The sequence below is a fragment of the Azospirillum sp. TSH64 genome (assembly GCF_003116035.1).
Lineage (GTDB): Bacteria > Pseudomonadota > Alphaproteobacteria > Azospirillales > Azospirillaceae > Azospirillum.
This window is the reverse complement of record NZ_LGQW01000015.1, coordinates 6,454,983-6,479,793: the sequence shown is the minus strand read 5'-3', so window position 1 is coordinate 6,479,793 and position 24,811 is coordinate 6,454,983. Positions and strand designations below refer to the sequence as shown.

25 protein-coding genes and 1 pseudogene are annotated in these 24,811 nt (G+C 66.0%); 10 read left to right on the top strand and 16 right to left on the bottom strand.

Going from position 1 to position 24,811, the window contains the following annotated elements; genetic code table 11:
- Nucleotides 1-14: 14 nt before the first annotated feature.
- Nucleotides 15-458, bottom strand: a complete 444-nt coding sequence (locus TSH64_RS30650) for a dihydroneopterin aldolase (protein WP_109450860.1) — start codon at nt 456-458, stop codon at nt 15-17.
- 24 nt (nt 459-482) lie between these two features.
- A complete protein-coding gene (locus tag TSH64_RS30645; protein ID WP_247873236.1) occupies nt 483-980 on the bottom strand; it encodes a DUF3280 domain-containing protein in 498 nt (165 codons plus the stop codon).
- A 66-nt stretch (nt 981-1,046) separates the two neighbouring features.
- On the opposite strand from TSH64_RS30645, the gene TSH64_RS30640 reads away from it, so the two are divergent.
- Nucleotides 1,047-1,685 carry a hypothetical protein gene (locus tag TSH64_RS30640; protein WP_247873235.1) on the top strand — a complete coding sequence of 213 codons (639 nt, stop codon included), beginning with the start codon at nt 1,047-1,049 and terminating at the stop codon, nt 1,683-1,685.
- A gap of 9 nt (nt 1,686-1,694) precedes the next feature.
- Here TSH64_RS30640 and TSH64_RS30635 read toward each other — a convergent pair whose 3' ends face one another.
- The 5 genes from TSH64_RS30635 to TSH64_RS30610 form a co-directional block, all read right to left on the bottom strand.
- Entirely contained in the window at nt 1,695-3,041 is a 1,347-nt protein-coding gene (locus tag TSH64_RS30635) for a quinoprotein dehydrogenase-associated putative ABC transporter substrate-binding protein (RefSeq protein ID WP_109450858.1), read from the bottom strand.
- 7 nt (nt 3,042-3,048) lie between these two features.
- On the bottom strand, nt 3,049-3,636 hold the full coding sequence (locus tag TSH64_RS30630; protein WP_247873234.1) for a c-type cytochrome: 588 nt from the start codon (nt 3,634-3,636) through the stop codon (nt 3,049-3,051).
- Between the two features lie 100 nt (nt 3,637-3,736).
- On the bottom strand, nt 3,737-5,572 hold the full coding sequence (locus tag TSH64_RS30620; protein WP_109450856.1) for a methanol/ethanol family PQQ-dependent dehydrogenase: 1,836 nt from the start codon (nt 5,570-5,572) through the stop codon (nt 3,737-3,739).
- Nucleotides 5,573-5,985: 413 nt separating this feature from the next.
- Nucleotides 5,986-6,801 carry an ABC transporter permease gene (locus tag TSH64_RS30615; RefSeq protein ID WP_109450854.1) on the bottom strand — a complete coding sequence of 272 codons (816 nt, stop codon included), beginning with the start codon at nt 6,799-6,801 and terminating at the stop codon, nt 5,986-5,988.
- Entirely contained in the window at nt 6,798-7,586 is a 789-nt protein-coding gene (locus TSH64_RS30610; RefSeq protein ID WP_109450853.1) for an ABC transporter ATP-binding protein, read from the bottom strand. The genes TSH64_RS30615 and TSH64_RS30610 overlap by 4 nt, the downstream gene beginning before the upstream one ends.
- A 158-nt stretch (nt 7,587-7,744) precedes the next feature.
- Between TSH64_RS30610 and TSH64_RS30605 the strand changes: the two genes are divergently transcribed.
- The 3 genes from TSH64_RS30605 to TSH64_RS30595 are packed head-to-tail and all read left to right on the top strand — an operon-like array spanning nt 7,745 to nt 10,595.
- Entirely contained in the window at nt 7,745-8,857 is a 1,113-nt protein-coding gene (locus TSH64_RS30605; RefSeq protein WP_247873233.1) for an ATP-grasp domain-containing protein, read from the top strand.
- Nucleotides 8,854-9,762 (top strand): RimK family alpha-L-glutamate ligase, encoded by a 909-nt coding sequence (locus tag TSH64_RS30600; protein WP_109450850.1) that lies wholly within the window; start codon nt 8,854-8,856, stop codon nt 9,760-9,762. The genes TSH64_RS30605 and TSH64_RS30600 overlap by 4 nt, the downstream gene beginning before the upstream one ends.
- On the top strand, nt 9,759-10,595 hold the full coding sequence (locus tag TSH64_RS30595; RefSeq protein ID WP_109450848.1) for a dihydrofolate reductase family protein: 837 nt from the start codon (nt 9,759-9,761) through the stop codon (nt 10,593-10,595). Before TSH64_RS30600 ends, TSH64_RS30595 begins: the two co-directional genes overlap by 4 nt.
- Nucleotides 10,596-10,641: 46 nt before the next feature.
- Here the strand turns inward: TSH64_RS30595 and pqqA are convergent, their stop codons facing one another.
- The 7 genes from pqqA to TSH64_RS30565 all read right to left on the bottom strand — a co-directional run bounded on the left by pqqA (nt 10,642) and on the right by TSH64_RS30565 (nt 16,056).
- The gene (gene pqqA / locus TSH64_RS30590) at nt 10,642-10,722 is read right to left on the bottom strand and encodes a pyrroloquinoline quinone precursor peptide PqqA (RefSeq protein ID WP_085083035.1); all 81 of its coding nucleotides are present in this window, start codon (nt 10,720-10,722) and stop codon (nt 10,642-10,644) included.
- 420 nt (nt 10,723-11,142) lie between these two features.
- Complete coding sequence (fae, locus tag TSH64_RS30585) at nt 11,143-11,631, bottom strand: formaldehyde-activating enzyme (protein ID WP_282188139.1); 489 nt, start codon at nt 11,629-11,631, stop codon at nt 11,143-11,145.
- Between the two features lie 503 nt (nt 11,632-12,134).
- Nucleotides 12,135-12,287, bottom strand: coding sequence for a hypothetical protein (locus TSH64_RS35720; protein WP_158285435.1), 153 nt, complete (start codon nt 12,285-12,287; stop codon nt 12,135-12,137).
- 72 nt (nt 12,288-12,359) lie between these two features.
- Nucleotides 12,360-12,950, bottom strand: coding sequence for a DUF6655 family protein (locus tag TSH64_RS30580; RefSeq protein WP_109450847.1), 591 nt, complete (start codon nt 12,948-12,950; stop codon nt 12,360-12,362).
- A gap of 229 nt (nt 12,951-13,179) precedes the next feature.
- Nucleotides 13,180-13,746 (bottom strand): histidine phosphatase family protein, encoded by a 567-nt coding sequence (locus TSH64_RS30575; RefSeq protein WP_109453179.1) that lies wholly within the window; start codon nt 13,744-13,746, stop codon nt 13,180-13,182.
- A gap of 139 nt (nt 13,747-13,885) precedes the next feature.
- Complete coding sequence (locus tag TSH64_RS30570) at nt 13,886-15,007, bottom strand: type II asparaginase (protein ID WP_282188138.1); 1,122 nt, start codon at nt 15,005-15,007, stop codon at nt 13,886-13,888.
- Nucleotides 15,008-15,225: 218 nt separating this feature from the next.
- Nucleotides 15,226-16,056: an oxidoreductase gene (locus TSH64_RS30565; protein ID WP_109450845.1), complete on the bottom strand. Its 831-nt coding sequence runs from the start codon at nt 16,054-16,056 to the stop codon at nt 15,226-15,228.
- A 50-nt stretch (nt 16,057-16,106) separates the two neighbouring features.
- On the opposite strand from TSH64_RS30565, the gene TSH64_RS30560 reads away from it, so the two are divergent.
- The 6 genes from TSH64_RS30560 to TSH64_RS30535 all read left to right on the top strand — a co-directional run bounded on the left by TSH64_RS30560 (nt 16,107) and on the right by TSH64_RS30535 (nt 24,130).
- Nucleotides 16,107-17,126, top strand: coding sequence for a LysR family transcriptional regulator (locus TSH64_RS30560; protein WP_247873232.1), 1,020 nt, complete (start codon nt 16,107-16,109; stop codon nt 17,124-17,126).
- Nucleotides 17,127-17,186: 60 nt separating this feature from the next.
- On the top strand, nt 17,187-18,857 hold the full coding sequence (locus TSH64_RS30555; protein WP_247873231.1) for a caspase family protein: 1,671 nt from the start codon (nt 17,187-17,189) through the stop codon (nt 18,855-18,857).
- Nucleotides 18,858-19,098: 241 nt separating this feature from the next.
- Complete coding sequence (locus TSH64_RS30550) at nt 19,099-19,881, top strand: gluconate 2-dehydrogenase subunit 3 family protein (protein ID WP_109450841.1); 783 nt, start codon at nt 19,099-19,101, stop codon at nt 19,879-19,881.
- Nucleotides 19,882-19,884: 3 nt separating this feature from the next.
- Nucleotides 19,885-21,657 (top strand): GMC family oxidoreductase, encoded by a 1,773-nt coding sequence (locus TSH64_RS30545; RefSeq protein WP_109450840.1) that lies wholly within the window; start codon nt 19,885-19,887, stop codon nt 21,655-21,657.
- The gene (locus TSH64_RS30540; RefSeq protein WP_109450839.1) at nt 21,654-22,907 is read left to right on the top strand and encodes a cytochrome c; all 1,254 of its coding nucleotides are present in this window, start codon (nt 21,654-21,656) and stop codon (nt 22,905-22,907) included. Before TSH64_RS30545 ends, TSH64_RS30540 begins: the two co-directional genes overlap by 4 nt.
- A gap of 161 nt (nt 22,908-23,068) precedes the next feature.
- Nucleotides 23,069-24,130, top strand: coding sequence for an FUSC family protein (locus tag TSH64_RS30535; RefSeq protein ID WP_247873230.1), 1,062 nt, complete (start codon nt 23,069-23,071; stop codon nt 24,128-24,130).
- Nucleotides 24,131-24,211: 81 nt separating this feature from the next.
- Here the strand turns inward: TSH64_RS30535 and TSH64_RS30530 are convergent, their stop codons facing one another.
- Together TSH64_RS30530 and TSH64_RS30525 are read right to left on the bottom strand one after the other, a co-directional pair.
- Nucleotides 24,212-24,457 carry a hypothetical protein gene (locus tag TSH64_RS30530; RefSeq protein WP_109450837.1) on the bottom strand — a complete coding sequence of 82 codons (246 nt, stop codon included), beginning with the start codon at nt 24,455-24,457 and terminating at the stop codon, nt 24,212-24,214.
- Between the two features lie 38 nt (nt 24,458-24,495).
- Nucleotides 24,496-24,811: pseudogene (locus TSH64_RS30525) on the bottom strand (glyceraldehyde-3-phosphate dehydrogenase); the annotation flags it as partial.

Sequence of the window (24,811 nt, the reverse complement as noted above, 5' to 3'; positions counted from 1 at the left end):
GGCAAGATGGGCCATCACGGCTGCTCCCGTGCGCCGGTCAGCACCACGCCCACCCCGGCGGCCTGCGGCACGATCTCCAGCTTTTCCACCTGCACCCGGGCGAAGACCGCCTGCGGCGGCGACAGGCACAGCGCCAGCAGTTTCTCCGCCAGCACCTCCAGCAGTTGGATGTGCGGGCTTTGCGTGAAGGCTTCGACACCCTTGATCAGGTATTCGTAGGAGACGACTGCGTCGAGATCGTCGACGAAGGGCCGGTTCGGCACCTCCACCGTGACGGTCAGGCTGACCCGCACGCGCTGGGTCCGGGTCTTCTCATGGTCCCAAACGCCGATGCGGAAATCGCCGACATAGTCGCGCAGCACCAGATCGTAGCGGCGCATCAGGGCCGCCGTGCGCGGCGGCGGCGGTCGCAGGACGTTCATGATGCTGCTGTAGCCGCTTTGAGATTCGTCCGGCATTCCTCGGTCCTCCCCGCCGCCCGCTTACCGCTTTTGCGGCGCATACTCCGCCAGCCGATGATCGACCAGCCAGCCGACGCCGCGCGACCAAGCGGTCTCGGTGTCGCCGCGGATGTCGCCGCGCGCCGTTGTCACCGCTTGGCCGGTGCCGACGTCTTCGACGACCACGCCGATCCACAGGATCAGGCTGCTGACCTTGCGGACGATGCCGAAAACGACCAGATCGGCCCCGGCCGCCCGCGCGATGTCGCGCTCGCAGCCGTTGCAGGACCGGATCGCCGTTCCCGGCGGGACGAGTCCTGCGGTGGCCGCATCGCCGATCACGTCATACCCTTTGGCATCCAGGGTACGGCGCAATTCCGCGCTGACCCGTTTCAACCGCTCCGCATGCTCCGCGGACGGGGCTTCGCCGCTGCTGTCCTCCAGCTCGAGATCCAACACCAGCGTCCGTGCCGATGCCGGAAAGGTGACCATCGCACCGGCGATGATAGCGGCTGCGGCCCACCTCCCCACATGATCCATCGGGCTTCTCCTTTTGCGCAGCGGTTCCGATTGCGCCGGATCGTTGGCGAGGCCATCATTCCTGCCATGCAACGATATTCTTCCGTTCTCGGACCCGCCTTCGCCGCGGCTCTGGCCATCGCCATGGGCGCCGGATTGCCCACCGCTGCCATTGCGCAGGATCCGAAGAACCCCGACTGGCCCTGCCAGCAAATCCTTGTTCCCAGCTTGTCCCCGGCTTCGGTCTGGGATGGCCCGTCGCTCGACGGCCTGATGGACGAGTGGCAACGAGACCCCGCGGTCGCCACCCTGGTCCGGCGCGCCGCCGCCGACAGTATCGATCCAGCGACGCTGGAACCGCAGGTCGAGGCGCTGGCGGGGCCGGTCAAGCAGGGCACGGAACAGGAGCATGACCGGAGGCTCGCCCTGGTTTTCGCCGGAACCTTCCAGACGCTGGACCGTCAGCGCACCGCCGCCATCGCCTCCATCGAGCGGTACGCCCAGCACCAGCGGGCCTTGCGCGACCGCATCGCCGCCAGCCTGCGCGACCTCGATGCCGCATCGGGCGACGCGGCCCGCACGAAGGAGATCAAGGATGCCATCGCCTGGGACCGCCGCATCCTCGACGACCGCCGCCGGTCGCAGACCGCGGTGTGCGAGCAGCCGGCCCGGATCGAGCAGCGGCTCGGCCAGATCGCCCGGATGCTGATGGCGTTGCTCTCCTGAGCGGAGCACTCAATTTGCAACCTTAGATGCTGAGTTTGAGGATATAGGGTTCGGTTCCGGTTCGACCGTGACCAGTTCGTGTCCCGCCGCCGTCCAGCCTTCGGTGCCGGCCGGGAACCATTTGACCGCCTGATAGCCCAGGGCGACCGCGCGCTTGGCCGCATTCCAACTCATCCAGCAGTCGGGCTGGCAGAAGAGCACCAGCGGACGCTTGCGGTCACCCGCGGTCAGTGCCTCCAGGCCGGTGCGGAAATAGGCTTCCTGCTCGTCCGACGGCGCACCATAGCCGACATTCGGCAGCCAATGGGCGCCGGGAAGGCTGCGATGCGGTGGCGGCACCCACCGGCTGTCCGCCGTCAGCCCTGCAGGTTTTGGTGGCGTCGGCAGCACGTCGATCAGGACGGCGCCGGCCTTCGCCAGCCGCTCCACCTCCGGCGCTCCCACCGTTTCGGCACCGCGCAGGCCGGGCGGGGTGGGGGAGCGGTAATCGGCCATGCGATAGCTGTCCGGCTCTGCCACCTCTGCCCGGACAGTTCCGTCGGCATTGACCAGCGGGACATGGTATTCGGCGAGGATGCGGTCGATGTCGCCCTGACGACGGACGATGAAATCGTTCAGCCAGTGCCGCCAGTCCGGTTCGTCCGGACGGATACCCATGGAGATCATGTATTGAAAGGGTGAAGCCCCCGGCTCGTCCATCAGCGGCACGATTGCCAGCGGCACCTGTTGCCGAGCGGCGAAATAGCCGGCAATCGGCCCCCAGACAATGGCGGCATCGGTGCGTGCCGCCGCCACGTCCTCCACTGCCTGCTGGGCCGGATGGTGGGCGCGCGTATCAATGTCGAGCTGGTAGGGCTCCATGTTGATTAACCCATGGCGCAGCATCACCGCCGAAGGCGGCGTGCGGGCGACAACGCCGATGCGTGCACCCTGCAGCGACGGATCGGCCAGATTCTTCGCCGTGATTCCGGAATCCTTCCGATAGATCAGCGCATAGGTCGACCGGTAATAGGGATTGGTGTTCTGCATCAGCTCTTCACCGACCGCGGTGCCCATCACCAGATCGCATTGACGGGTGCGCAGCGTGTTTCGGACGAAGCCGATGGTCTGCGGCCACCATGTAAAGGTGAGCGGCACTTTCAGATCGTCGGCGATCAACTGGGCGATCCGGTTCTCGAAACCTTCGCGACGATCGTTGGAGAAGGGAAGCAGGCTGGCGTCGGCGCAGACGCGCAGCACCTCGGTGGGGATGCCCTCTGTCGCACTGGCGGCGGTTTGGCCATTGGACGCAGCCGCCGCGCAGAGCGCGACGGCCAGATACAGGACACGCCTGGAAAAGGAGAGCCGACGGGTCATGCCGGACTCACGACGGCGCTTTGAACCGCTCGGGTCGTCCGCGGCCGATCTTGTCGTCCGAACGCGCCTTCAGATAGCGGTAGATGTCGGCGAGGTTGAGCATCACGTTGGGGTCGGACCCGAAGGTCGGCATCACCTTGTCGCCGGTGGCGCCCATGTTCTTGCGGCCATTGGTCACCACGTCGGTGAATTGCCAATAGTCCATCCGCTTCAGTGAATCGGCCAGCGCCGGCGCGAAGGACGAACCGAGCCCATCCGGCCCGTGGCAGACATGGCAGGACGAGGCATAGCGCCGATAGCCGTTGTAGGTCCCTTGGTCCACCTTTCCGTCCCGCACCGCGTAGAGCGGCACACCCTGGTCATCCACCAGCTCCTCCGGGTCGGCGACCTTCGCTTCCTGCGCTGCGTTCCCGCCGGTTGGAGCCTGGGTGGTTGGACTTTGCGTAGCCGGAGTTTGAGCGGTTTGCGTCTGGTTCGGCGGTGTTGGGCTCTGCTCCGGTTTCTGTGCTGCATCCTGCTGGCCGAATGCGGTGCCGAGGGTCACGGTTGCGGTGAACCCGACGGCGGCGCACAGCCCGATCAGGTATTTGGGCATCTTGCTTTCTCTCCCCACTGCCTTCATGCGTAGGCGCCATCAGCCTGGAAATTGTGCGGGCGCCGGCCCCCAGCGTTGGGAAGCGGCGCCCGCTTGTTCGTTACTGAGTGTCCGGCAAGGCGAAGACGGTCAGCGTGCCGCCCAACTGGGTGTATTCGCCCAGCGCCTTGTGCGCGCCGACCGCACCCAGCCCTTCCTGCTCGCCGGTCAGCCCGGCGGCCAGCCCGATGCCGGCCCAGCCGCCGACACCCGACAGCACGGCGATGTATTGCTTGCCCTTGTGCATGTAGGTGTTGACGTTGCCGATGATGCCGGACGAGGTCTTGAAGTTGTACAGGTCCTTGCCGTCCTTCAGGTCGAACGCCTTCAGATAGCCTTCCAGCGTCCCATAGAAACCGACGCCGCCCTTGGTCGACAGGGCACCGCTCCACACCGCGAAGCGTTCGGGCTTCGACCAGACGATCTTGCCGGCGGACGGATCCCAGGCGATGAAGTTGCCCATGCCGCCATGGGAATCGGGTGCCGGATACATGCTGAGCGTCGCGCCGACATAGGGCTGGCCGGCGGAATACTCCACCTTGAACGGCTCGTAATCCATGCAGATGTGGTTGGTCGGCACATAGATCAGGCCGCTGTCGGGCGAGTAGCTGGCCGGCTGCTGGTCCTTGGAGCCCAGCGCCGCCGGGCAGACGCCGGTGGTGTTGTGATCCTCGCCTTGGGCGAAGGTGCTGTATTTGTCGTTCACCTTCGGCCGGCCGGTCTTCATGTCGATCTCGCTCGCCCAGTTGACGGACGGATCGTATTTCTGAGCGACCAGCAGTTCGCCGTTGGTGCGGTCGATGGTATAGGCGAAGCCGTTGCGGTCGAAATTGATCAGCGCCTTGCGCTTGGCCCCGCCGACGGTGACGTCGGCCAGGATGTTCTCGTTGACGCCGTCATAGTCCCATTCGTCGAAAGGCGTCTTCTGGAACACCCATTTTGCCTGTCCGGTGTCGGCATCGCGGGCGAAGATGGTCATCGACCATTTGTTGTCGCTCTTGGCCCGGTCCTTGTCGACCGCGCGCTGCGCCGGGTTCCAGGTGCCCGGGTTGCCGGTGCCGTAATAGATCAGGTTCAGGTCGGGATCGTAGGTGTACCAGCCCCAGGTGGTGCCGCCGCCGATCTTCCATTGGTCGGCCGGCCAGGTTTTGATGCCGAGGTCGGGTTCGCCGATCGGCTTGCCGAGCATCATCGTCTTCTGCGGGTCGATCATCACGTCCTTGTCGGGACCGGTCGAATAGGCCCGCCACACCATCTTGCCGGAGTTGATGTCGTAAGCGGTCAGGTGGCCGCGCACACCGAACTCGCCGCCGCTGATGCCGACATAGACCTTGTCCTTCACCACCAGCGGGGCGGCGGTCAGCGTCTCGCCCTTGCTGGCGTCGCCGTTCTTGGCCGACCACAGCACCTTGCCGGTTTCGGTGTCCAGCGCCACCAGGGTGTTGTCGGCCTGACCCAGGAACAGCTTGTTGCCGGCGACCGCCACACCGCGGGTGACGGTGTCGCAGCACATCACGGGGATGACGGACGAATCCTGTCTCGGCTCATACTTCCACTTGATGCGGCCGTTGTCGTTGAGATCGAGCGCATAGACGTTGTTGGGGAAGGGCGTCGAGATGTACATCGTGTCGCCCACCACGATGGGACCGCCTTCGTGGCCGCGAAGCACGCCGGTGGAGAACTGCCACACCGGGCGCAGGTTCTTCACGTTGTCGCGGGTGATCTGGTCGAGCGTGCTGTAACGCTGGCCGGCATAATTTCCGAGCTGCAGTGCCCAGTTGGACGGGTCTTTCTGGTTCTTCAGAATGTCATCGTTGGCGAAAGCACCGGTGGGAATGGCGGCGGTGGCCGCCTGGATCGCGGCGGTGACGAGCAGACAGCGCACAAAGGGGTTCATGTGTTTCCTCCCGTTTTTTCGGCGGTCGTCCGTGGTCCCAGAAACTCGTGCGGCGGCAGGCGGCGGCTTCCGTGAAAGGCGATCTTCAGAGAGGGCGTTCTCCCTCGACGATGGACGCGTGACGTCGAACTGAGAGACGTCGGGCGGTTCGCTTACCGGCGCTCAGATTTCGAACTGTTTTGGCATCGCAGGCGTGCCGGTCCTAAATGCCGGGACACGACCGTTGGCGGGGTTCTAAACTGCCCCGCACTATGTTGGCGATACTGACAATCAGTTTGATCAAATAAAGATAGGCTGTGAAGATTATTTTCCGTCACCGTTCTAAAGTTTTCGAAAGAGGCGGAATAACGGGTAGGAAGGGGCTGAATAGGTAATCCGGAAGATCAGGAGTGCCGAAGCTGACGCTCCCGATCTCAGGCCTCTGCGGCGGGGCCACCCCGCCGTGCCCAGAAACCGCGCCCTGGATCGTAGGCAAGGACCGCTGCACCAAGGAACAATGCGAGACAGCCGGCCACCCACAGCAGGGCACCGACATCGACTCGGAGATACAGGCTGAAGCGGATCAGCTCCACCGCCTGGGTGAAGGGGTTCCAGGCGGCGATCTGGTAGAGTGCCGGGCTGCCTTCCCTGATCCGCCAGAGCGGATAGAGGGCGGAAGAGGCGAAGAACATCGGGAAGATCACGAAGTTCATCACCCCGGCAAAATTCTCCAGCTGCCGGACGAAGGACGACAGCAGCAGGCCGAGCGCACCCAGCATCAGCCCGCTGAGCAGCAGCGCCGGCAAGGCCGCGAGATAGCCCAGCGGCGGCGGTTCCACCCCCCACAGCCATGCGATGCCGAGAAACACATAGACCTGGGCAATCGACACCGCGACACCCGCCAGCAGCTTGGCGACCAGCAGGTACCAGCGTGGCAGGGGACTGACCAACAGCGTCCGCATGCTGCCCATCTCACGGTCATAGACCATCGACAGCGAGTTCTGCATGCCGTTGAACAGCTGGATCATCGCGACCAGCCCCGGCACCACATACTCGTCATAGAGGATGTATGTTTCATAAGGCGGGATGATCGACACGCCCAGCACGGCCCGGAAGCCGACGGCGAAGATCGCCAGCCAGACCAGCGGCCGGACCAGGGCGGCGAAGAAGCGCTCGCGCTGGTGCAGGAAACGCAGGCCTTCGCGCACGATGATGCTGCGCAGGCAGTACCAGTAGGTTGTGGCGCTCATGGCCGGCCCTCCCCTGTGGTCAGGGCGGCGAAAGCGGCGGGCAGGCCGGCGGTGGAGGTTTCGGTGCAGACCGCCCGCACCGTGCCGCAGGCGCGCAGCCGACCCTGGTGCAGCACGACGACGGAATCCTCGTCGGCCGCCTCGTCCATCAAATGGGTGGCCCACAGGACAGCCACGCCCTGTTCCCGGCACAGCGCGCGGACATGGGTCAGAATGTGGCGGCGCGAGTCCGCATCCAGACCGACCGTCGGTTCGTCGAGCAGCAGCAGGCTCGGCCGGTGCAGCAGCGCACGGGCGATCTCCACCCGCCTTCGCTGACCGCCGGACAGGGCGCGGACCTTGTCGTCGCCGCGGTCGGCAAGGCCGATGCGCGCCAGTTCCTCCCGCGCGCGGGCTTCGCAGTCGGAGGGCGACATTCCATGCAGGCCGCCGTGATAGCGCAGGTTCTGCCGGACGGTGAGATCGAGGTCGAGTGTCGGCTGCTGGAACACCACGCCGATCCGCTCCAGCGCACGGGTCGGCTGCCGTCGCAGGTCGAAGCCGAAGATGCGGATGGCGCCGGTCCGGTTGGAATAGAGCCGGGTGATCAGCGAGAACAGCGTGGTCTTTCCCGCCCCGTTCAGGCCCAGCAGCATGGTGAAGCCACCGGGCGCCACGGCGAAGGACACGCGGTCCAGCGCCATGCGCTTGCCGAAACTGTGGCTCAATTCCTCCACCGCCAGGGCGGGAGGGCCATGGATCGCAGGAATCGGCGGAGGCTCTGCAGGGATCGCGGCTTCGTACATCCTGTCTTCCCCGGGACACGCCCCTGTTCGATGCCGGAGTCGAATCCGGTGGGCGGCGGTCGCCATGCTTCGGAAGGGTCATTGCAAAGAGAGCGGTCGCGCATGATTGTTGGCATTGCAAACAATTGTTCAAGATGCTTTTCCGAGGGGGGTGGAGCTTGACCCCGACGGCAGTTCCGGAATTCGTCGTGGTAGCGCTGTCGGCACGGGCGCTGGCGGCCAGCGCCTGCCGCGACGGGCGCAGCGTCGCCGCCATCGATCAGTTCGCCGATGCGGATACGGCTGCCAAGGCCAGCCCCTGCCTGACCCTGCCGTCGCGTCGGCTGCGCATTTCCGCCGGCGCATTGCGGCGGGCGCTGGCCTCGCCCGATTTGCACGGGCTGCCGCTGGTCTATGGCACCGGGTTCGAGGAACAACCCGATCTTCTGGCGGCGCTTGCCCGCGCCCGGCCGGTGATCGGCAACCGGGCGGACGCGGTGGCGCAGGTGAAGGATCCTCTCGCTTTCGCAGCCCTGCTCGCCCGTTTCGGCATTCCGCATCCGGAGGTCTCGCTGTCGCTGCCGGACAGCAACGGTTGGCTGGTGAAGCGCGTCGGCGCCAGCGGCGGCGGCCACATCCGGCGGGCCTCCAGACTGCCGGCCGGCCATTATGCCCAGCGCCGCATGGACGGGCGTCCGGTGTCCCTGCTGTTCCTGGCCGACGGCCGTCGCATCCTGCCGGTGGGCTTCAGCCGGCAATGGGTGGCACCGGCACCCAGGCAGCCCTACCGTTACGGCGGGGCGGTCGGCCCGTTGCCGCCTTGCGGAAGGATGGACGCGGCGATGATCGATGCGGCGGCGACGATCGCCGAAGCGGTGGGGCTGGTCGGGCTGAACAGCGCCGATTTCCTGGTTGGGTCGGCCGGATGGTGCCTGCTGGAAATAAACCCGCGGCCGGGAGCGACGCTCGACCTGTTCGACCGTCCGCCGATGCCCAGCCTGTTCGGCCTGCATCTGGCGGCCTGCGCCGGGCAACTGCCGGCCGCATTGCCACCGCTTACCGGCTGCCGCGCCGCCATGATCGTCTACGCCACTGCTCCGGTCCATTTGCCGGAGGGCTTGCGCTGGCCGGACTGGACAGCCGACCGGCCGCAAACGCCAGCGCTTGTCCCGACCGGAGCGCCGCTTTGCACCGTGCTTGCCGACGCAGACGACGTATTGGGGGCCCGGCGCCTTGCCGGCCGGTATGCCCGGACGCTGTGCCGGCTCTCCACCATGGTGGAGGCGGCATGAGCGGCGCAGTCGCCTTGTTCACCGACGGAGCCGATTGGCACGCGGCACGCCTGGAGCGGGCATTCGCGCGCCGTGGTGTCGAATGCCGGCGCGTTTCGTTGAGCGCCTGCGGCTTCGCCGTCGGACGGACACTGACCGATCTACTGCTGCCGGGTTTCGGCGACAGCCTGCCGTCCGGTGCTTTCGTGAGGGTGGTCGGTCAGGGCAGCTTCGAACAGGTCACGCTGCGCTTGGGGGTGCTTCACGCGCTCGACCGGCTGGGCGTTCCAGTCTACAACACCGCCCGCGCCATCGAGCGCTGTGTGGACAAGAGCACCACCAGTTTCCTGCTGGCCCGGTCCGGCCTGCCGACGCCTCCCTCCGTCGCCGTTCAATCCGTCGATACGGCGCGTGCCGTGGTGGAGAACACGCCGGACTGCGTGCTGAAGCCGCTGTTCGGCGCCCAGGGACGTGGCCTGCGCCGCCTGTCCACCCCAGACGACGTGCCGGAGTCCGAGGCGGTGGCCGGCGTCTATTATCTTCAGTCCTTCGTGCCGCCGCGCTGGGAGGGCGAGTGGCGCGATTGCCGGGTCTTCGTCGTGGGAGGGCGTGCGGTGGCAGCGATGATCCGCCATGGCCGCGGCTGGATCACCAATGTGCATCAGGGTGCCCGCTGCGAGGCCATGGCACCGGACGGCACGGCCGCCGATCTGGCGGTCCGCGCCGCCGCCGCCGTGGGGGCGGATTATGCCGGTGTCGATCTGATCGCCGATCCTGGAGACGGCGACCGCTGGCTGGTGCTGGAGGTCAATTCGATGCCGGCATGGCAGGGGCTGCAATCGGTCAGCAAGACCGACATCGCCGATGCGCTGGCCGCCGATTTCCTGGGCCGGGTCGATGCCGTTGCATCGAGGGAACCGCGATGACCGCCCGCCTGCTGCGCCTCTATCCCGGGGCGCCTGAGGACATCGCGCTGTCCGGCGCCTATCTCGCCCACCGCCTTCATGAGCAGGGGGGTGCCGGCGCGCCGTTCGTCTATGCCAGCTTCGTCGCCAGCCTGGACGGGCGCATCGCCTTGCGCGACCCCACCACCGGGGAAAGCCGGCTGCCGGCCGGACTGGTCAGTGTCAACGACTTCCGGCTGTTTCTCGAACTTCAGGCGCAGGCGGACTGTCTGGTCACCCATGGGGGCTACCTGCGCGACCTTGCGGCAGGGCGACTGGACGACGTGCTGCAAATCGGCAGACAGGCGGCCATGCGGGATCTGGCGCAGTGGCGGGCGGACAACGGCCTTTCACCCCAGCCTGCCGTGGTCATCGCCAGCGCCAGCCTGGACTTCCCGATGCCGGTCTCGCCTGCAAGGCATGGTCAGCGCGTGATCGTCGCCACCGGTGCAGGCGCTTCGCCCGAGCGGGTCGCGCATTGGCGGCGTGCCAGCTATGAGGTGCTGGTCGCCGGTGCCGGCACGTTGGTGGAAGGTGGGGCGCTGGTCCGCGAACTCGGCAGCCGGGGGCTGCGCGGCATCTATCTGCTGACAGGGCCGCGGATGCTCGACACCATGCTGCGTGATCGGGTGCTTTCAAGGCTTTACCTCACTACCGCGCATCGCCTGCTCGGTGGAGAGAGCTTCCATACCATGCTGTCGGGACCGGAGTTGGGGAATGCCGGCCGGCTGCGGCTCCGCGCGCTGCACTACGATGCGGGCACGCCGGACGATACGGGGCAGTTCTTCGCCCATTTCGAGCCGCTGCCGGCCTGAGTTGAAGACGTGCAAGGATGTTCGAGGGATGGATCACCTTTGCCGGTTACAAACCGGCGCAGGCGTAGGCATTGATTTCGGTGCCGACCGAAATCTCGACAATCGTCGGCTTGCGCCAGGTCTTCATGTCCGCATCCTCCGCTGGAATGGGCGATCAGGCAACATTGCCGCGGGAGCCCACCGGGGAATTGTACCCGTGAGTCGGCAAGTCGACCATCATCCCAATGGATAGTCCTGAAATAATTTAAGTACCAGGTTTTTTGCGATGCAGCAATAATTGGGGGTGAATCCTGTTGCTGGAATTAGAAAAATCTATGCGGCGCCTATTGAATTTCTGCAAAATTGAAAATAAACATCATTTCGTTAAAAATATAAATGAAGTGCCCGCAATGACCGGAGGTGTCGTTCCCCTCCATTTGCGGGCAAAGAGATGTTCGGCGCATGGACGGTATCCGGTCCTATCGCGCTGGTCCGGACGCGGCCGGTGGCGTACCCGATGACGGTGATCCGGACACCGCCATCCGGCAGGACGCCACCGGAGCCGGCGTCAGGCGGCGAAGGGATGCTTGGCCGAATCCTTCTGGTTCAACAAATCCTTGAGGGTTGGATAGCCGGCCACTGCGCGTTCGATGGCTTCCTTGGTGGCGCGGTAGTTGTAGTCCTGGATTTTGGCGTTGTCCTTGGCTTCCCAATGGATGAAGACGCCGACGCAGATGAAGATGTTGTCGATCTCATCCTGCGGGATGGTGCCGGCGGCGACACAATCGGCGACCGCCTTGGCGACGCCATGCTGGGCCGGCCCGAACATCTGCACCGCCTGTTCCGCCCCCTTGATCGTGACCTTGTTGAACAGGATGGTGGAAGGCTTGCATTGCAGGTTGGGGGCGATGACCGCCAGAAGGCTGGTGAAGCCATCCTTGTTGTTGGTCAGCGCGTTGCAGAAGGCGGTTTCCGCCGCACTGCCGCGCGGCCCCATGATCAGATCGATGTGGGCGACCTCGTTGCCGTCGCCGACCAGTGATTCGCCCACCAGCACGCGATTGATTTTCGGGGATGACCCCTGCCACATGCCCATCGCCGCTTTCTCCCATGGATTTTGAAATCATTGGAGGACCGTCGCGGTCATGCGGGCATGTCGTTCCAGCATGATTGATGGCCGGATAGCTGCGGCCACGGCGTCGGTCACGGCCCGCATTATGGCATCTTGTTTGTTTTGCCAACAAACTCTCAAAAGAGGTCCGGAGTAACTTGAAATCGCAACCGCAGCCGTCGCTTTCACCGCGTAAGGACCGGAATGGCGCGGCCTTCCGGGTAACTCTACCCCATCTTCGGGAAGGCGGCAGTTGCAGGTCCGTCGGGAAACCGGGACTGGTTCCTGTTGCTGGCTGTCCTGCTTGCCGGTCGAATACCTTAATAAACCACCACTGCACGCGCTTAGAGGGCGACGAAAGAGCCGGAGAGGGCCGCGCGCGCGGAGAATCGGCATTCTTTGGAGGAAAAACCTCCGATTTTCGCTGAAAATGCGGAAATATGCGGCCCTTACATTGCACCCGCCGTCACCGGCGCCACCTCCACCGTCGGATGGAAAAGCTCGAAGTCCACCACCGCCAACAGACGCCCCAGCGGATCCCCGCTCTTGCTCAGTTCTGCGTGGCGCTCCTGAAGATCGAACGGACCGGATTGTCCGCCCACACCACGCTCCCTTCAGCCATCAAGCCAAGGGAATTTCACCGACATTGACAACGCTACGGCTTTTCGAGGCGTTCAGTTGTCCCAGGGTTTCGGGTCAGGCCGGGTGTCGGGCGGCAGCAGGTCGTTGGTGTCCCAGCTCAGCATCAACAACAGCACCCATTCCGCCCGGTTGGAGAAGCCGTATTGCGGCCCGCTGGAGGACACCAGAGTACCGGAATTCCTATCGTAGGCGGTGGCGGCGATCTTGGCAACGCCCTGGGTCAGCTCCTTCTTGAACAGAGAAATCTCCGGCGTGGAAGAACTGCCGCCGACCGGCATCGGAATGTCGATGCTGGGAATGCCGAGCAGCGAGCTTTCGCTGTCCACCGACAGGGCGCCGACCCGCAACTCCACGATGGTGGCCGCCTTGTCGCGGTTCTCGGCCATGGCGGCGCCGTGGCGCAGCAGCGCGTCGCGCACGGCCGAGACGGCGTATTTGGTGTCGTAGCCTTCGACACCGGCGGAATCGACATAGATGCTTCCCTGCACCGCCAGCTTGCCGGCCAGGCGCTCGGCGGCCTGATCGGCCGCGGTGGAAATCAGCAGCTGTTCGGTGGCGGAGCGGGCAGGGGTGGTGACGTGGGACGTCGAGCAGCCGGCCAGTCCAAACCCGACGATGCTCAATAGAAGCAGCCGCCTGATCCGGTAAAGCCGGCGCCATGCGCCATCATGGGTCGGTTCTGAATTGCAAGAATATTTGGTTCGCCCACCGAACATCAGTCCTTTTCCTGGCATCTTTCCGGCGATCAGCCGCGTTGGGCGGCCTATCCAGACCGACGACGGGTGTCCGGTCAACGGCGCAGATGTCCAGCTCCGCCGCGAAGGGCGGTACCACCCACCCCGATCGCACGGATCAGGGGACGGTCAACCGGTCCACCTGCTCCGGGTTGGGGGTGCCGTTCGCCCGCAGCAGCACCGCTTCGCCCGAAGCCGGGAAGATGCCGGTCAGGGCGGTGACGGTGACCTGATGGGTGACCAGCACGACCGGCTTGCCGTCGCGCGGCAGATCGGCCAGGAACTGGCGCAGTTGGGTGATCCTGTCCTTCTCCTCGTCCTGCTGGCCGAAGAAGGAGTTGAGGACCGGCAATTCCTTCACCGCGCCGAGATCCAGCAGGCGGGCGGTTTCCAGGCAGCGACACCATTGGCTGGACAGCACGCGCGCCTGGTCGATGCCGAGTTGCCGCAGCCGCCCGCCGATCCGCGCCGCCTGGGCGCGGCCATCCTCGCTGAGATTGCGTTGGGTCGCGCAGTCGTCCAGCGTGAATCCGGCCGGATCGCCGGTTCCGGGTGCGTCCGCATGGCGCATCAGCACGATGAGGCCGGCCGTGTCCTGTGCCGCGACGGGAGATACACCGGCCAGGGCGGCAAGCAATGCCGCGGCGGACAGGGCAATCAGGCTGCGGCGGCATGGTGCAGGCATCGGCATCTCCCTCGGTGGTGCGGCTTCCGCTTCCTCCTGCTCAACGCCCGATCCGGGGTGCTTGTTGCCGACAGAATTCTTTGCCACGGGAGGGGAGCCGCCGGGGAGTGCCGGACGGCCCCTGTCTGCATGTCCCGGCTCAGTAGGTGTAGAACATCTTCTGGATGGCCTTGCTGTCGGTCGTCCTGGTCAGAGCCAGCATCAGCAGGATGCGCGCCTTCTGCGGGTTGAGGGTGTCGCTGGCGACGAAATCCAGCTCGTCGTCGTTGGCCTCGCCGTTGCGCGCGACGATGCCGTTGCCGACGCGGGACGAGCGAACGATCGCTACCCCCTGCTTGCGGGCATCGATTAGGCCGGGCTTCATCGCGTTGGACAGGCTGCCGTCACCGACGCCGGCATGGACGATGCCCTTGGCCCCCGCCTTCACCAAGGCGTCGAGTGCCGTACGGTTGTTGTTGGCATAGCCATAGACGATGTCGACCTGCGGAAGGCTGTCGAGATTGGAGATGTCGAACTCCGCCTCGGCGGTGTGCTTGCGCACGACCTGCCGGTAGAAGTGCGCCTTGTTGTCCTGCATGTAGCCGAGGAAGCCCAGTTCCGGCGTGCGGAAGGTGTCGGCGGTCGAGGTGTTGGTCTTGGTCACGTCGCGGCCGGCGTTGATCTGGTCGTTGAGCGAGACCAGCACGCCCTTGCCGACGGCATCCTTGGAGCCGGCCAGCGTCACCGCGTTGTAGAGGTTGACCGGACCGTCGGCGCTGATGGCGGTGGACGGCCGCATGGCGCCGACGATCACCACCGGCTTGGTGCTCTTGACCGTCAAATTCAGGAAATAGGCGGTTTCCTCGATGGTGTCGGTGCCGTGGGTGATGACGATGCCGTCGACGTCCTTCTGCGCCAGCAACTCGTTGACCCGCTTGGCCAGCTTCAGCCAATGGTCGTTGGTCATGTTCTCGCTGGCGATCTGGAAGACCTGCTCGCCCTTGACGTTGGCGACCTTCTTCAACTCCGGCACCGCTTCGATCAGCTTCTCGACGCCGACCTTGGCGGCGGTGTAGCCGACGGTCGTGGTGCTGGTGGCGCCGGTGCCGGCGATGGTGCCGCCGGTCGCCAGGATGGTGACGTTGGGCAGCCCGTCATCGGCGAAGGCGGCGTGGGTCGCGGTTCCGCTCAGCAGCAGCGCGGCAAGTCCGGCGGCGGCCACTTTGCGGCCCATGCTGCAGCCAATGGCGCGGCCCACAGTGCGGGTGGTGGTCTTGAACACGGCGTTCCTCTCCCAGTGCGTTTTTTTATGGCCGGCCCGTGCCAGCCTGCGGGAGCGCGCAGTCTCGGCAATTCCATTGAATGCCCTTAGTCAGCGTCATGAACGGTTTGCGGACCGAATGTGAATGCCTGTTCGAGAGTCGGCGCCGGGGGCGGGAGAGTTTGCCGGCCTTGCAAAGCTTCCCGCCCCTTGGCCTGTCCCTTGGCCCGTTCCGCGCCTCAGCCCCGGTCGGTGAAGTCGGTGCTGCGGGTCACCGCTTCCCAGGCGTCGATTTCCGCGATCACGGCGTCGAGCTTGGACCGGGCGCGGTTGAGCGCATCGGACCCCAGCAGCAGATGGAGCGGCGGGGTGTCGGAACGGACGGCGGCCAGGATGGCCTGTGCTGCGCGATCCGGATCGCCGAGCTGGCGTCCGGCCATGCCGTCGAAGGCCGACGACATGCGTCCGACGCTGTCGGCATAGGCCACGTCTTCGGCGCTGCTCTTGCGGATCGAATGGCTGGACAGGAAGTCGGTGCGAAAGGCGCCGGGGGCCACCGCCGTCACTTTGATGCCCAGCGGGCCGACCTCCTGTGCGAGGCTGGAGGACAATCCCTCCAGGGCGTGTTTGGCCGCCGCATAGAGACCGGAACCGGCGCCGGGTGCCCGGCCGGCGATGGAGGTGATGTTGACGATATGCCCGGTCCCCTGGGCGCGCAGGCGGGGCAGGGCGGCGCGGATGATGCGGAAGGGCGCGAACACGTCGACCGCGAACAGTCGGGCGACCTCGTCGTCGCTGGCCTGCTCGACCGCCCCCAGCAGGCCGTAGCCCGCATTGTTGACGATCACGTCGATGCGGCCGGCGACAGCGAAGGCCTGACCGACCGCCGCCTCCGCCGCCTCGGCGTCGGCGAGATCGACGGTGAGGACATGCAGGGTGCCACGTTCCGCGGGAAGGTCCGGCCTGCCGCTGCGGACGGTGCCTATCACGGTGTCGCCCTCCGCAAGGGCCGCCTTGGCGAGCGCCAGCCCAAGGCCGCGCGAGATGCCGGTGATGAACCATGTGGTCATGGAGAGTCTCCTTTCGCAGTCAGAGATACGTCCCGGCGCTGAATTACAGAATGCCCGGATTTCTGATGAGACTTGTAAGCGTGGCTGAAGAATGCTTTCTTCGGTCCATGGACCCCTTGCTCTCCGGCAGCGACTACAACCAGCTTCGCGCGTTCCTCGCCGTCGGCGAGACGCTGAGTTTCAGCCGGGCGGCGGAGCGGCTGGGTGTTTCCCCATCGGCGCTCAGCCAGCTGGTGCGCGGGTTCGAGGAGCGGGTAGGGGTGCGGCTGCTCAACCGGACCACGCGCAGCGTCGCGCTGACCGATGCCGGCGAGAATCTGCTCCGGCGCGTGCAGCCGGCCGTCTCGGAACTCGGCGACGCCATCGGGCAGGTGCGCCAATATCGTGAGCGTCCGGCCGGCACCGTGCGCGTCCACAGTTTCCGCGCGGCGGCGGAACGCTACATCGAACCGATGCTGGCGGACTTCGCACGGGACTTTCCGGATGTGGTGCTGGACATCACGCTGGATGACGCCGTGGTGGATCTGGTGGCCGGTGGCTTCGATGCGGCCATCCGGATCGGCGAAGTGATCGACCGCGACATGGTCGCCGTGCGTCTCGGCCCGGACCTGCGGCAGATCGCCGTGGCGTCGCCGGACTATCTGGATCGCCATGGCAGCCCGGCACATCCGCGCGATCTGGTCGACCATCGTTGCATCCGTTGGCGCTGGCCGGGCCATGTGATGCCCTATGCCTGGGAATTCTTCGGAAACGGGTCCTGGTTCGAGGTCGCGGTCGAGGGGCCGCTGATCTTCAACGACAAGGACATGGCATTGCGTGCGACCCTCCGGGGAATCGGGATCGGCTTTTGTGTCGAGGATGCCGTGGCCGGTCTTATCGCTGCGGGGAAGCTGGTTCCGCTGCTGGAGGATTGGTCCGCCGCCTTTCCCGGCCGGTTCCTGTGCTATCCGCGCCAGAGGCAGATGCCCCCGGCCTTGCGGGCCTTCATCGACGCGGTTCGCACCGCCGCGTCGATGGCGGATGGCAAGGTGGATGCCAACTTGGTGCAGGAAGATGGTCGCCGTCCTTGAAACCCGCCCCGTTGCCTGGGCAGAGTGCCGGAACTGCTTTCGATCCGAAGGAAATCGGCCTTGAAGATTCTGGGACGCACCGTCGCGCTCGCCCTGTCGCTTTTCGTCTGGGTGGCGGCCTCCGGTGAGGCCGCGGCGGAACGGCGGGTGGCGCTGGTGCTGGGCAACAGCGACTACCGCTTTGCGCCGCGGCTTCCCAACCCGACCAACGACGCCAAGGCGATGGCCGAGTCCCTGCGCGCGGCCGGTTTCGAGCTGATCGGCGGGGCGCCGCAGCTCGATCTGGACCGGGCGGGAACGGAACGGGCGATCCGCAGCTTCGGCGCCAAGCTGGTCGGGGCCGATGTCGGGTTGTTCTTCTATGCCGGGCACGGCATGCAGGCGCGGGGCACCAATTACCTGCTGCCGGTTTCCGCCAACCTGGAGAAGGAAGCGGACGTCCGGTACGAACTGATCGACGTCGCCATGGTGCTTGACGAGATGGCGCTGGCGGAAAGCCGGCTGAACATCGTCATCCTGGACGCCTGCCGCAACAACCCCTTCGGCGGGCGCGGCATGCGTGCGGCATTGCCGGGCCTGGCGCAGATGCAGGCCCCCGCCGGGACCATCATCGCCTATGCGACCCAGCCGGGCGCCGTGGCGGCGGACGGCGCAGGCTCCAACAGCCCCTATACCGAGGTGCTGTCGAAGGCGATGCTGAAGCCGGGCGAGGCGGTGTTCGATATCTTCAACGATGTCGGCATCGCGGTGAAGCGCAATTCCGGCGGGGTGCAGCAGCCCTGGGTTTCAGCCTCTCCCATCGAAGGGCGCTTCTATTTCCTGGGGCCGACCACGGTGGTGACGGCGCCTGCCGCCGATGCAGCGCCTGCGGCCTCCGCGGCGAGCGCCGACAAGGAGACGCTGTTCTGGGACAGCATCAAGGGCAGTTCCAACCGCGGCTTGTTCGAAGCCTATCTGAAGCAGTTCCCGCAAGGCACCTTCGCCCCCATCGCCGAGGCGCGCGTCGCAGAACTGGGTGGGACGGTGCCAGCGGAGCGGGCCCAGCTTTCGGTCGCGGCACTCGCCGCCCCGCCGGTTCCCGCTCCAATTCCTGGCCCAATTCCTGCCCCGGCGCCCATCCCGGCCCCCTCGGCAATACCGGCTCCGGCGGCGCCATTGGCCCGGCCGCTCGATGTGGCGGCGATCCCCTATCTCAACGCCAAGTCGCGCCAAACGCTGGCGATGTACAGCGGATTGCCCTCGCCCAAGGCGCTGGCGATCTCGACCAAGGGCAACTACTCGTACTTTTCCAACAAATCGAACAGCCGGACCGAGGACGACGTCAAGCGCAGCGCCCTGCAATATTGCCAGTATCGCGCGGAGGAACCCTGCACCCTCTATGCGGTCGGCGACGCCGTCGTGATGGACGCCAAGGGCTTCACGCCGATGCCGGTGGAAATCCTCGGAGCCGGCCGTTTCGATCCGGCGCGCGTACCCTTCGTCAGCGACCACACCCGCAAGGTCGGCATGGTGAACTACCAGCGCAACCCCGGCCACAAGGCGCTGGCGGTGACGCTGGCCGGGCGCTGGGCGACCGTCTGGGATCGCGACAGCGAGGAAGAGGCGAAGGACGCGGCGCTGGAGCGGTGCGAACAGTCCGGCGGCAACCACGAGTGCATGCTCTACGCCGTAGGCGACAGGATCGTCTTCGAAGAGGTCCCGGAGGAAGAGGAAGACGAGGAAGAGGAGTGACAGAGGGCACTGAAAGGTTGCGTCGCCACAGGTCAGTGTCCGCCTGCGGTTACCACCGGTGGACACTACATTTGCGCCCCCTGCACTGACCGTTTGTGCTCGATCATCGCCCAATGATGACGGCGTGCGCCATTGAGCCCGGGTGTATGTCTTTCGATCATTGGAAATTATCGTTCCACCGCTGATCTGTTGTGCAATGCGACATCGGCTGCGGTTGTGACGATTCCGGGATGATCCAGACATGAAGCCAAGCAAAAGCCCGAATACGGGCCAGCCAAGCGTGTTCCACACCAGCCGCCGCCGTTTCCTCGCCACCACGGCGATGGGGCTGGTGGCGCTGACCGCCTCCGGCGCCCGGGCGAAACTCCTGTTCGGCACCGGGCTGCCCTGGGATTCCGGTTCCATCGAGCCGCCCCGCCAAGTCCTTCCCGGCCCCTGGACCTTCTTCACCCCGCGCGAGGGCGAACTGGTCGAGGCCATCGTCGAACGGCTGATCCCCGCGGACGATCTCAGCGTCAGCGGCAAGGATGCCGGCTGCGCCGTTTTCATCGACCGGCAGCTGTCCGGCCATTACGGCACCTCCGACCGGCTGTACATGAAGGGGCCGTTCCAGCCCGGCCTGCCGACCCAGGGCGACCAGACCGACCTGACCCCGGCGAAGACGTACCGCCAGGGTCTGAAGGCGCTGGACGACCATTGCCGCCGGACGATGAACGGCAAGAGCTTCACCGACCTGTCGCCGGAGCAGAAGGACAAGCTGCTGACGGCGATGGAGGCGGGCGAAGCGAAGTTCGAAGGCCCGGTCGGTTCCGGCAGCCTCTTCAGCCTGCTGTTGCAGAACACAATGGAAGGATTCTTCGCCGATCCGATCTATGGCGGCAACCGCGACATGGTCAGCTGGAAGATGATCGGCTTCCCCGGAACCCGTTACGACTACCGGGACCATGTGCTGAAGCACAATCAGAAATACACGTTGCCGCCGGTGTCGATCGGCGGTCGCGGCGACTGGGCTAGGAAGGGCTGAGGAATGGCGCGCAAACTTCCCCACAAGGATGTGGTGATCGTCGGCCTCGGCTGGACCGGCTCGATCATCGCGAACGAGCTGTGCGACGAAGGGCTGGACGTGGTGGCGCTGGAGCGCGGCCCCTGGCGCGATACCGCCACCGACTTCAATATCGGCTATGCCGCGGACGAACTGCGCTACAACTCGCGCCAGGAACTGATGCTGCGCCCGGCGCAGACGACGGTCACCGCCCGCAACAACGCCGGCCAGACGGCGCTGCCGATGCGGCAGTTCGGCTCCTTCCATCCCGGCAATGGCGTCGGCGGCGCCGGTGTGCATTGGGCCGGCATCACCTGGCGCTTCTCGCCCGCCGACTTCCGGCTGCGTTCTCATTTTACCGAGCGTTATGGTGCCCAGGCCATACCGGATGACATGACGATCCAGGACTGGGGCCTGACCTATGAGGACATGGAGCCCTATTACGACAGGTTCGAGTATCTGGCGGGCGTGTCGGGCAAGGCCGGCAACCTGAACGGCCAGCTCCAGGACGGCGGCAATCCGTTCGAAGGGCCGCGCAAGCGCGAGTTCCCCAACCCGCCGATGGCGCAGACCTATGGTCCGACCCTGTTCGCCGAGACGGCCGCCAAGATGGGCTACAAGCCCTTCCCGATCCCGTCCTCCCTGCTGTCGCGCACCTACACCAACCCGCTGGGCGTGACGATGGGGCAATGCACCTTCTGCGGTTTCTGCACCAATTACGGCTGCGCCAACTATTCCAAGGCCAGCGCCCAGACCACGGTGCTGCCGGTGCTGATGCGCAAGTCCAACTTCGAGCTGCGCACGCTGTGCGAGGTGCTGAAGGTCAATCTGGATTCCACCGGCAAGAAGGCGACCGGCGTCACCTATGTCGACACTTCTGGCGAAGAGCTTGAGCAGACGGCCGATCTGGTGATCCTCTGCGCCTTCATGCTGGACAATGTGCGGCTGATGCTGCTGTCCGGCATCGGCAAGCCTTACGACGCCAGCACCGGCACCGGTGTGGTGGGTCGGAATTTCTGCTACCAGATGGCCAATCAGGTGGTCGGCTTCTTCGATCCCGCCAAATACAATTTCAACAACTTCATCGGCGGCGGCGCCACCGGCATGGCGATCGACGAGCTGAACAACGACAATTTCGACCATGGACCGCTGGGCTTCCTCGGCGGCGGCAGCACGCGCTGCGCGCCCATCGGGGCGGAGCCGATCTCCAAGCGGCCGACGCCGCCGGGCACCCCGGCCTGGGGATCGGGCTGGAAGAAGGCGATGCGCGACAGCTATCTCAGCAATCTCAGCGTCGGCTGCGAGGCCAGCAGCTATGCCAACCGCGGCAATTTTCTCGACCTCGACCCCACCTATACCGACCGGCTCGGCCGGCCGCTGATGCGCATCACCTTCGACTTCCCCGAGAACGACGTGAAGATGTCGGCCTATGTCACCAAGAAGGTGGGGGAGATCGTCCGCGCCATGGGCGCCCAGCAGGCGGTGGAATATCCACGCACCGGGCCCTGGTCGACGGTGCCCTACCAGTCCACCCATGTGGTCGGCGGCACGGCGATGGGAGCCGACCCCTCCACCAGCGTGGTGAACCCGTTCCTGCAAAGCTGGGACGTGCCGAACGTCTTCACCGTTGGGGCGAACGTCTTCCCGCAGAATTCGGGCTTCAACCCGACCGGAACGGTGGGGGCGCTGGCCTTCCGCGCGGCGGATGCGATCCGCAGCCACTACCTGAAATCCCCCGGCCCCTTGGTGCACGCATGACCAGGATCCGTCTCGCCATCGCCGCGGCCCTGCTGGTCACGGCGTCATGCAGCGTCATTGCCGCCGTCATGGCGCCAGCCCTCGCCGACGACCAGGACTTCACCCTGATCGAGCGCGGCCGTTATGTCGCCACCGCCGCCGACTGCGTCGCCTGCCACAGCCTGCCGGACGGCAAGCCCTATGCCGGCGGAGCGGCCTTGCAGACGCCGTTCGGCACGCTGGTCGCCCCCAACATCACGCCGGACCGCGAAACCGGCATCGGCAACTGGACCAAGGAGGATCTGCGGCGAACCCTGCGCGAGGGCATCGGCCGCGGCGGCAAGCGGCTCTACCCCGCCATGCCCTATCCCGCCTACACCCGGATGACCGACGACGATATCCATGCGCTGTGGGTCTATCTCCAGACGCTGGAGCCGGTGAGCAATGCGGTGGAGGCCAACCAGTTGCCCTTCCCCTTCAACATCCGGCTACTCATGGCTGGTTGGAACCTGCTGAACTTCGAGCCTTCGAGCTTCAAGTCCGACCCGCAGAAGTCGGAGGAGTGGAACCGCGGCGCCTACCTGGTCCAGGCGCTGGGCCATTGCGGCACCTGCCACACGCCGAAGAGCGCGCTGGGCGCCGACGACAACGACCGGGCCTTGCAGGGGGCCAACCTCCAGGCCTGGTATGCCCCGTCGATCACCGCGGACAAGCGGCAGGGCATCGGCAACTGGTCGGTGGACCAGTTGATCGCATACCTGAAGACCGGGGCGAACCACCAGTCGCTCGCCTCCGGTCCGATGGCGGAGGAAATCCAGAACTCCAGCTCCAAGATGACCGACGCCGATCTTAAGGCCATCGCGACCTATCTGCTCGACCAGAAGCCGTCGGAGGGGAAGACGCTGGCGCCGCTGGCAGCGGATGACGCGCGGATGAGGACGGGCGGGGCGGTCTATACCGACACCTGCATGGCCTGCCATGGCGGCGACGGCAAGGGCCAGACCTTCCTGTTCCCGACCTTGGCCGGCAGCGGTCTGGTGCAAGCCGACGATCCGGCGACGCTGATCCGGCTGGTGCTGGACGGCTCCCGCGCGGTGGCGACCGACAGCCGTCCGACCGGCCCGGCGATGCCGCCGCTCGGCTGGCGGCTCACCGATGCCGACGTGGCGGCGGTCGTCACCTACATCCGCAACAGCTGGAGCAATGCCGCTCCGCCGGTCAGCGCCGGGGACGTGGCGAAGGTGCGCAAGACACTGGCCCAGGCGAACTGAACGGAGCGGTGCAGCGGCGGCGAACCGACCGCCGCTGCCCTTTCTCCGGGACGATGGATGTGCCGCACCGTCTCTGGCGATCTGCGTCGTCATGGTGGACACTGAGCATCAGTTGGAGATGGCCCGGGACTGATGGGATGAGCGATTGGCGGAGCGTTCCGGTGTCGTGGATAACACGCAACCGGTCCAAGCTGGTGCATGCCTTGCGGATGACCGCCTCCTCCCTCGCAACCTTTGCGCTGGCGGAGATGCTGGGCCTGCCGCAGGGCTACTGGGCCGTCATAACCGCGCTGATCGTCACCCAAAGCAATGTCGGGGGTTCGCTGAAGGCGGCGCTGGACCGCTTCTTCGGATCGCTGGTCGGTGTGGCCTATGGCGGTGTGATCGCCATGCTGGTCCCGCATACGGACGGGCTGGCGCGTGCCGCGGCACTGCTTGCGGCGGTGGCGCCGCTGTCCTACCTCGCCGCCAAGTCGGCCGGCTTCCGCATCGCGCCGATCACCGCGATCATCGTGCTGCTGGGCAGCGCCGGGGCCAGCCTCGGCCCGCTCAGTTTCGCCACCGACCGCATGCTGGAGGTCGGGCTCGGCTGCATCGTCGGCATCCTGGTGTCACTGCTGGTGGTGCCGGCCCGCGCCTCGCGCTCGGTGCTGGACACGGCAGCGGAGGTGGCGCGGCTGATGGCGGAGCAGTTGGAGGCATTGGCGGTCGCCGACGACGCGTCCCAGGCCGTCATGAACCGGCTGGTGGTGCGGACCCGGCAAGCCCTGGCCCGGCTGGAAACCCTGGTGGGCGAGGCCGCGCGGGAGCGGCGGAGCCGGCTGGCCGACATGCCCGACCCCGATCCGCTGCTCCGCACGCTGATGCGGCTGCGGCACGACGTGGTGATGCTGCGCCGGGCGGTGGGGGAACCCCGGCAGGATATTGCCGACCGCGACGTCTGCCCCGACTGGACACCGGTCGCGGCGGCGGGCGCATCCACCCTGCGCGGTCTGGCCGACGCCCTCGCCACCGGCCAGCCGCCCGACCGTTCGACGGCGCTCGCCGATGCGCTGACAGGCTACCGGGCCGGCATCGACCGCACGCGGGCGGAAAGGCGGACGCGCGACATGCCGACCGACTGGCTGTGGCGGATGTTCGGCACCGGCTTCGCGCTGGAGCAGTTCCGCCGCAACCTGGACGACCTCGTCGAACGGACGGCGGACTTCGCCGCCCATCGGTAGGCTACTGACGCCGGACGACGAAAGGGCCGGCACCGCGAGGATGCCGGCCCTGGCCGTTTCACGATGTCCGGGCTTGCGCGTTCAGCGGTCGCCCAGATCGTGTTCGATCTCGGTCACCAGCCGTTCGGCGCAGTGCAGCGCCTGCTGGCGGTCCTCGTCGCTCATGCCCTGCATGGGGTCGGACTGGGCCGGGAAGGACTCCGACCGGCAGAGCCGGCGACCCGAGGCGCAGACCATCACTTCGTACTGGCGGCTGTCCTCGTTGAACAGGCACTCGGACTCGAAGCCTTTGGCATCGGTTTCGGCCCACATGATCGTCTTGCTCATCGTCCGGCTCCTTCTGGTCTGGGTCGGGCTGGTTGGTCTTATTTGGCGTTCGCCATCGCGACGGCGGTATCGGCCATCCGGTTGGAGAAGCCCCACTCGTTATCGTACCATGCCATGACGCGAACGAAATTGCCGTCGACGACCTTTGTCTCCTTGCATGCGAAGGTCGAGCTGTGCGGATCGTGGTTGAAATCCGACGACACCAGCTCCTCGTCATAGGCGCCCAGAACGCCCTTCAGCGGGCCGTTGGCGGCCTCAGAGATCGCCTTGACGATCTCTTCGACCGAGGTGGCGCGCTTGGCGGTGAACTTGAAGTCGACGACCGACACGTTCGGGGTCGGAACGCGCATGGCC

What these genes read in the sequence shown, in the direction of transcription:
- TSH64_RS30565 (WP_109450845.1), bottom strand. Translation starts at nt 16,056, where the DNA reads ATGACCACATGGTTCATCACCGGCATCTCGCGCGGCCTTGGGCTGGCG.
- TSH64_RS30595 (WP_109450848.1), top strand. Translation starts at nt 9,759, where the DNA reads ATGACCGCCCGCCTGCTGCGCCTCTATCCCGGGGCGCCTGAGGACATC.
- TSH64_RS30630 (WP_247873234.1), bottom strand. Translation starts at nt 3,636, where the DNA reads ATGCCCAAATACCTGATCGGGCTGTGCGCCGCCGTCGGGTTCACCGCA.
- TSH64_RS30530 (WP_109450837.1), bottom strand. Translation starts at nt 24,457, where the DNA reads ATGAGCAAGACGATCATGTGGGCCGAAACCGATGCCAAAGGCTTCGAG.
- TSH64_RS30575 (WP_109453179.1), bottom strand. Translation starts at nt 13,746, where the DNA reads ATGCCTGCACCATGCCGCCGCAGCCTGATTGCCCTGTCCGCCGCGGCA.
- TSH64_RS30620 (WP_109450856.1), bottom strand. Translation starts at nt 5,572, where the DNA reads ATGAACCCCTTTGTGCGCTGTCTGCTCGTCACCGCCGCGATCCAGGCG.
- TSH64_RS30645 (WP_247873236.1), bottom strand. Translation starts at nt 980, where the DNA reads ATGGATCATGTGGGGAGGTGGGCCGCAGCCGCTATCATCGCCGGTGCG.
- TSH64_RS30545 (WP_109450840.1), top strand. Translation starts at nt 19,885, where the DNA reads ATGGCGCGCAAACTTCCCCACAAGGATGTGGTGATCGTCGGCCTCGGC.
- pqqA (WP_085083035.1), bottom strand. Translation starts at nt 10,722, where the DNA reads ATGAAGACCTGGCGCAAGCCGACGATTGTCGAGATTTCGGTCGGCACC.
- TSH64_RS30650 (WP_109450860.1), bottom strand. Translation starts at nt 458, where the DNA reads ATGCCGGACGAATCTCAAAGCGGCTACAGCAGCATCATGAACGTCCTG.
- TSH64_RS30540 (WP_109450839.1), top strand. Translation starts at nt 21,654, where the DNA reads ATGACCAGGATCCGTCTCGCCATCGCCGCGGCCCTGCTGGTCACGGCG.
- TSH64_RS30635 (WP_109450858.1), bottom strand. Translation starts at nt 3,041, where the DNA reads ATGACCCGTCGGCTCTCCTTTTCCAGGCGTGTCCTGTATCTGGCCGTC.
- TSH64_RS30550 (WP_109450841.1), top strand. Translation starts at nt 19,099, where the DNA reads ATGAAGCCAAGCAAAAGCCCGAATACGGGCCAGCCAAGCGTGTTCCAC.
- TSH64_RS30610 (WP_109450853.1), bottom strand. Translation starts at nt 7,586, where the DNA reads ATGTACGAAGCCGCGATCCCTGCAGAGCCTCCGCCGATTCCTGCGATC.
- TSH64_RS30600 (WP_109450850.1), top strand. Translation starts at nt 8,854, where the DNA reads ATGAGCGGCGCAGTCGCCTTGTTCACCGACGGAGCCGATTGGCACGCG.
- TSH64_RS30640 (WP_247873235.1), top strand. Translation starts at nt 1,047, where the DNA reads ATGCAACGATATTCTTCCGTTCTCGGACCCGCCTTCGCCGCGGCTCTG.
- TSH64_RS30560 (WP_247873232.1), top strand. Translation starts at nt 16,107, where the DNA reads ATGCCCGGATTTCTGATGAGACTTGTAAGCGTGGCTGAAGAATGCTTT.
- TSH64_RS30615 (WP_109450854.1), bottom strand. Translation starts at nt 6,801, where the DNA reads ATGAGCGCCACAACCTACTGGTACTGCCTGCGCAGCATCATCGTGCGC.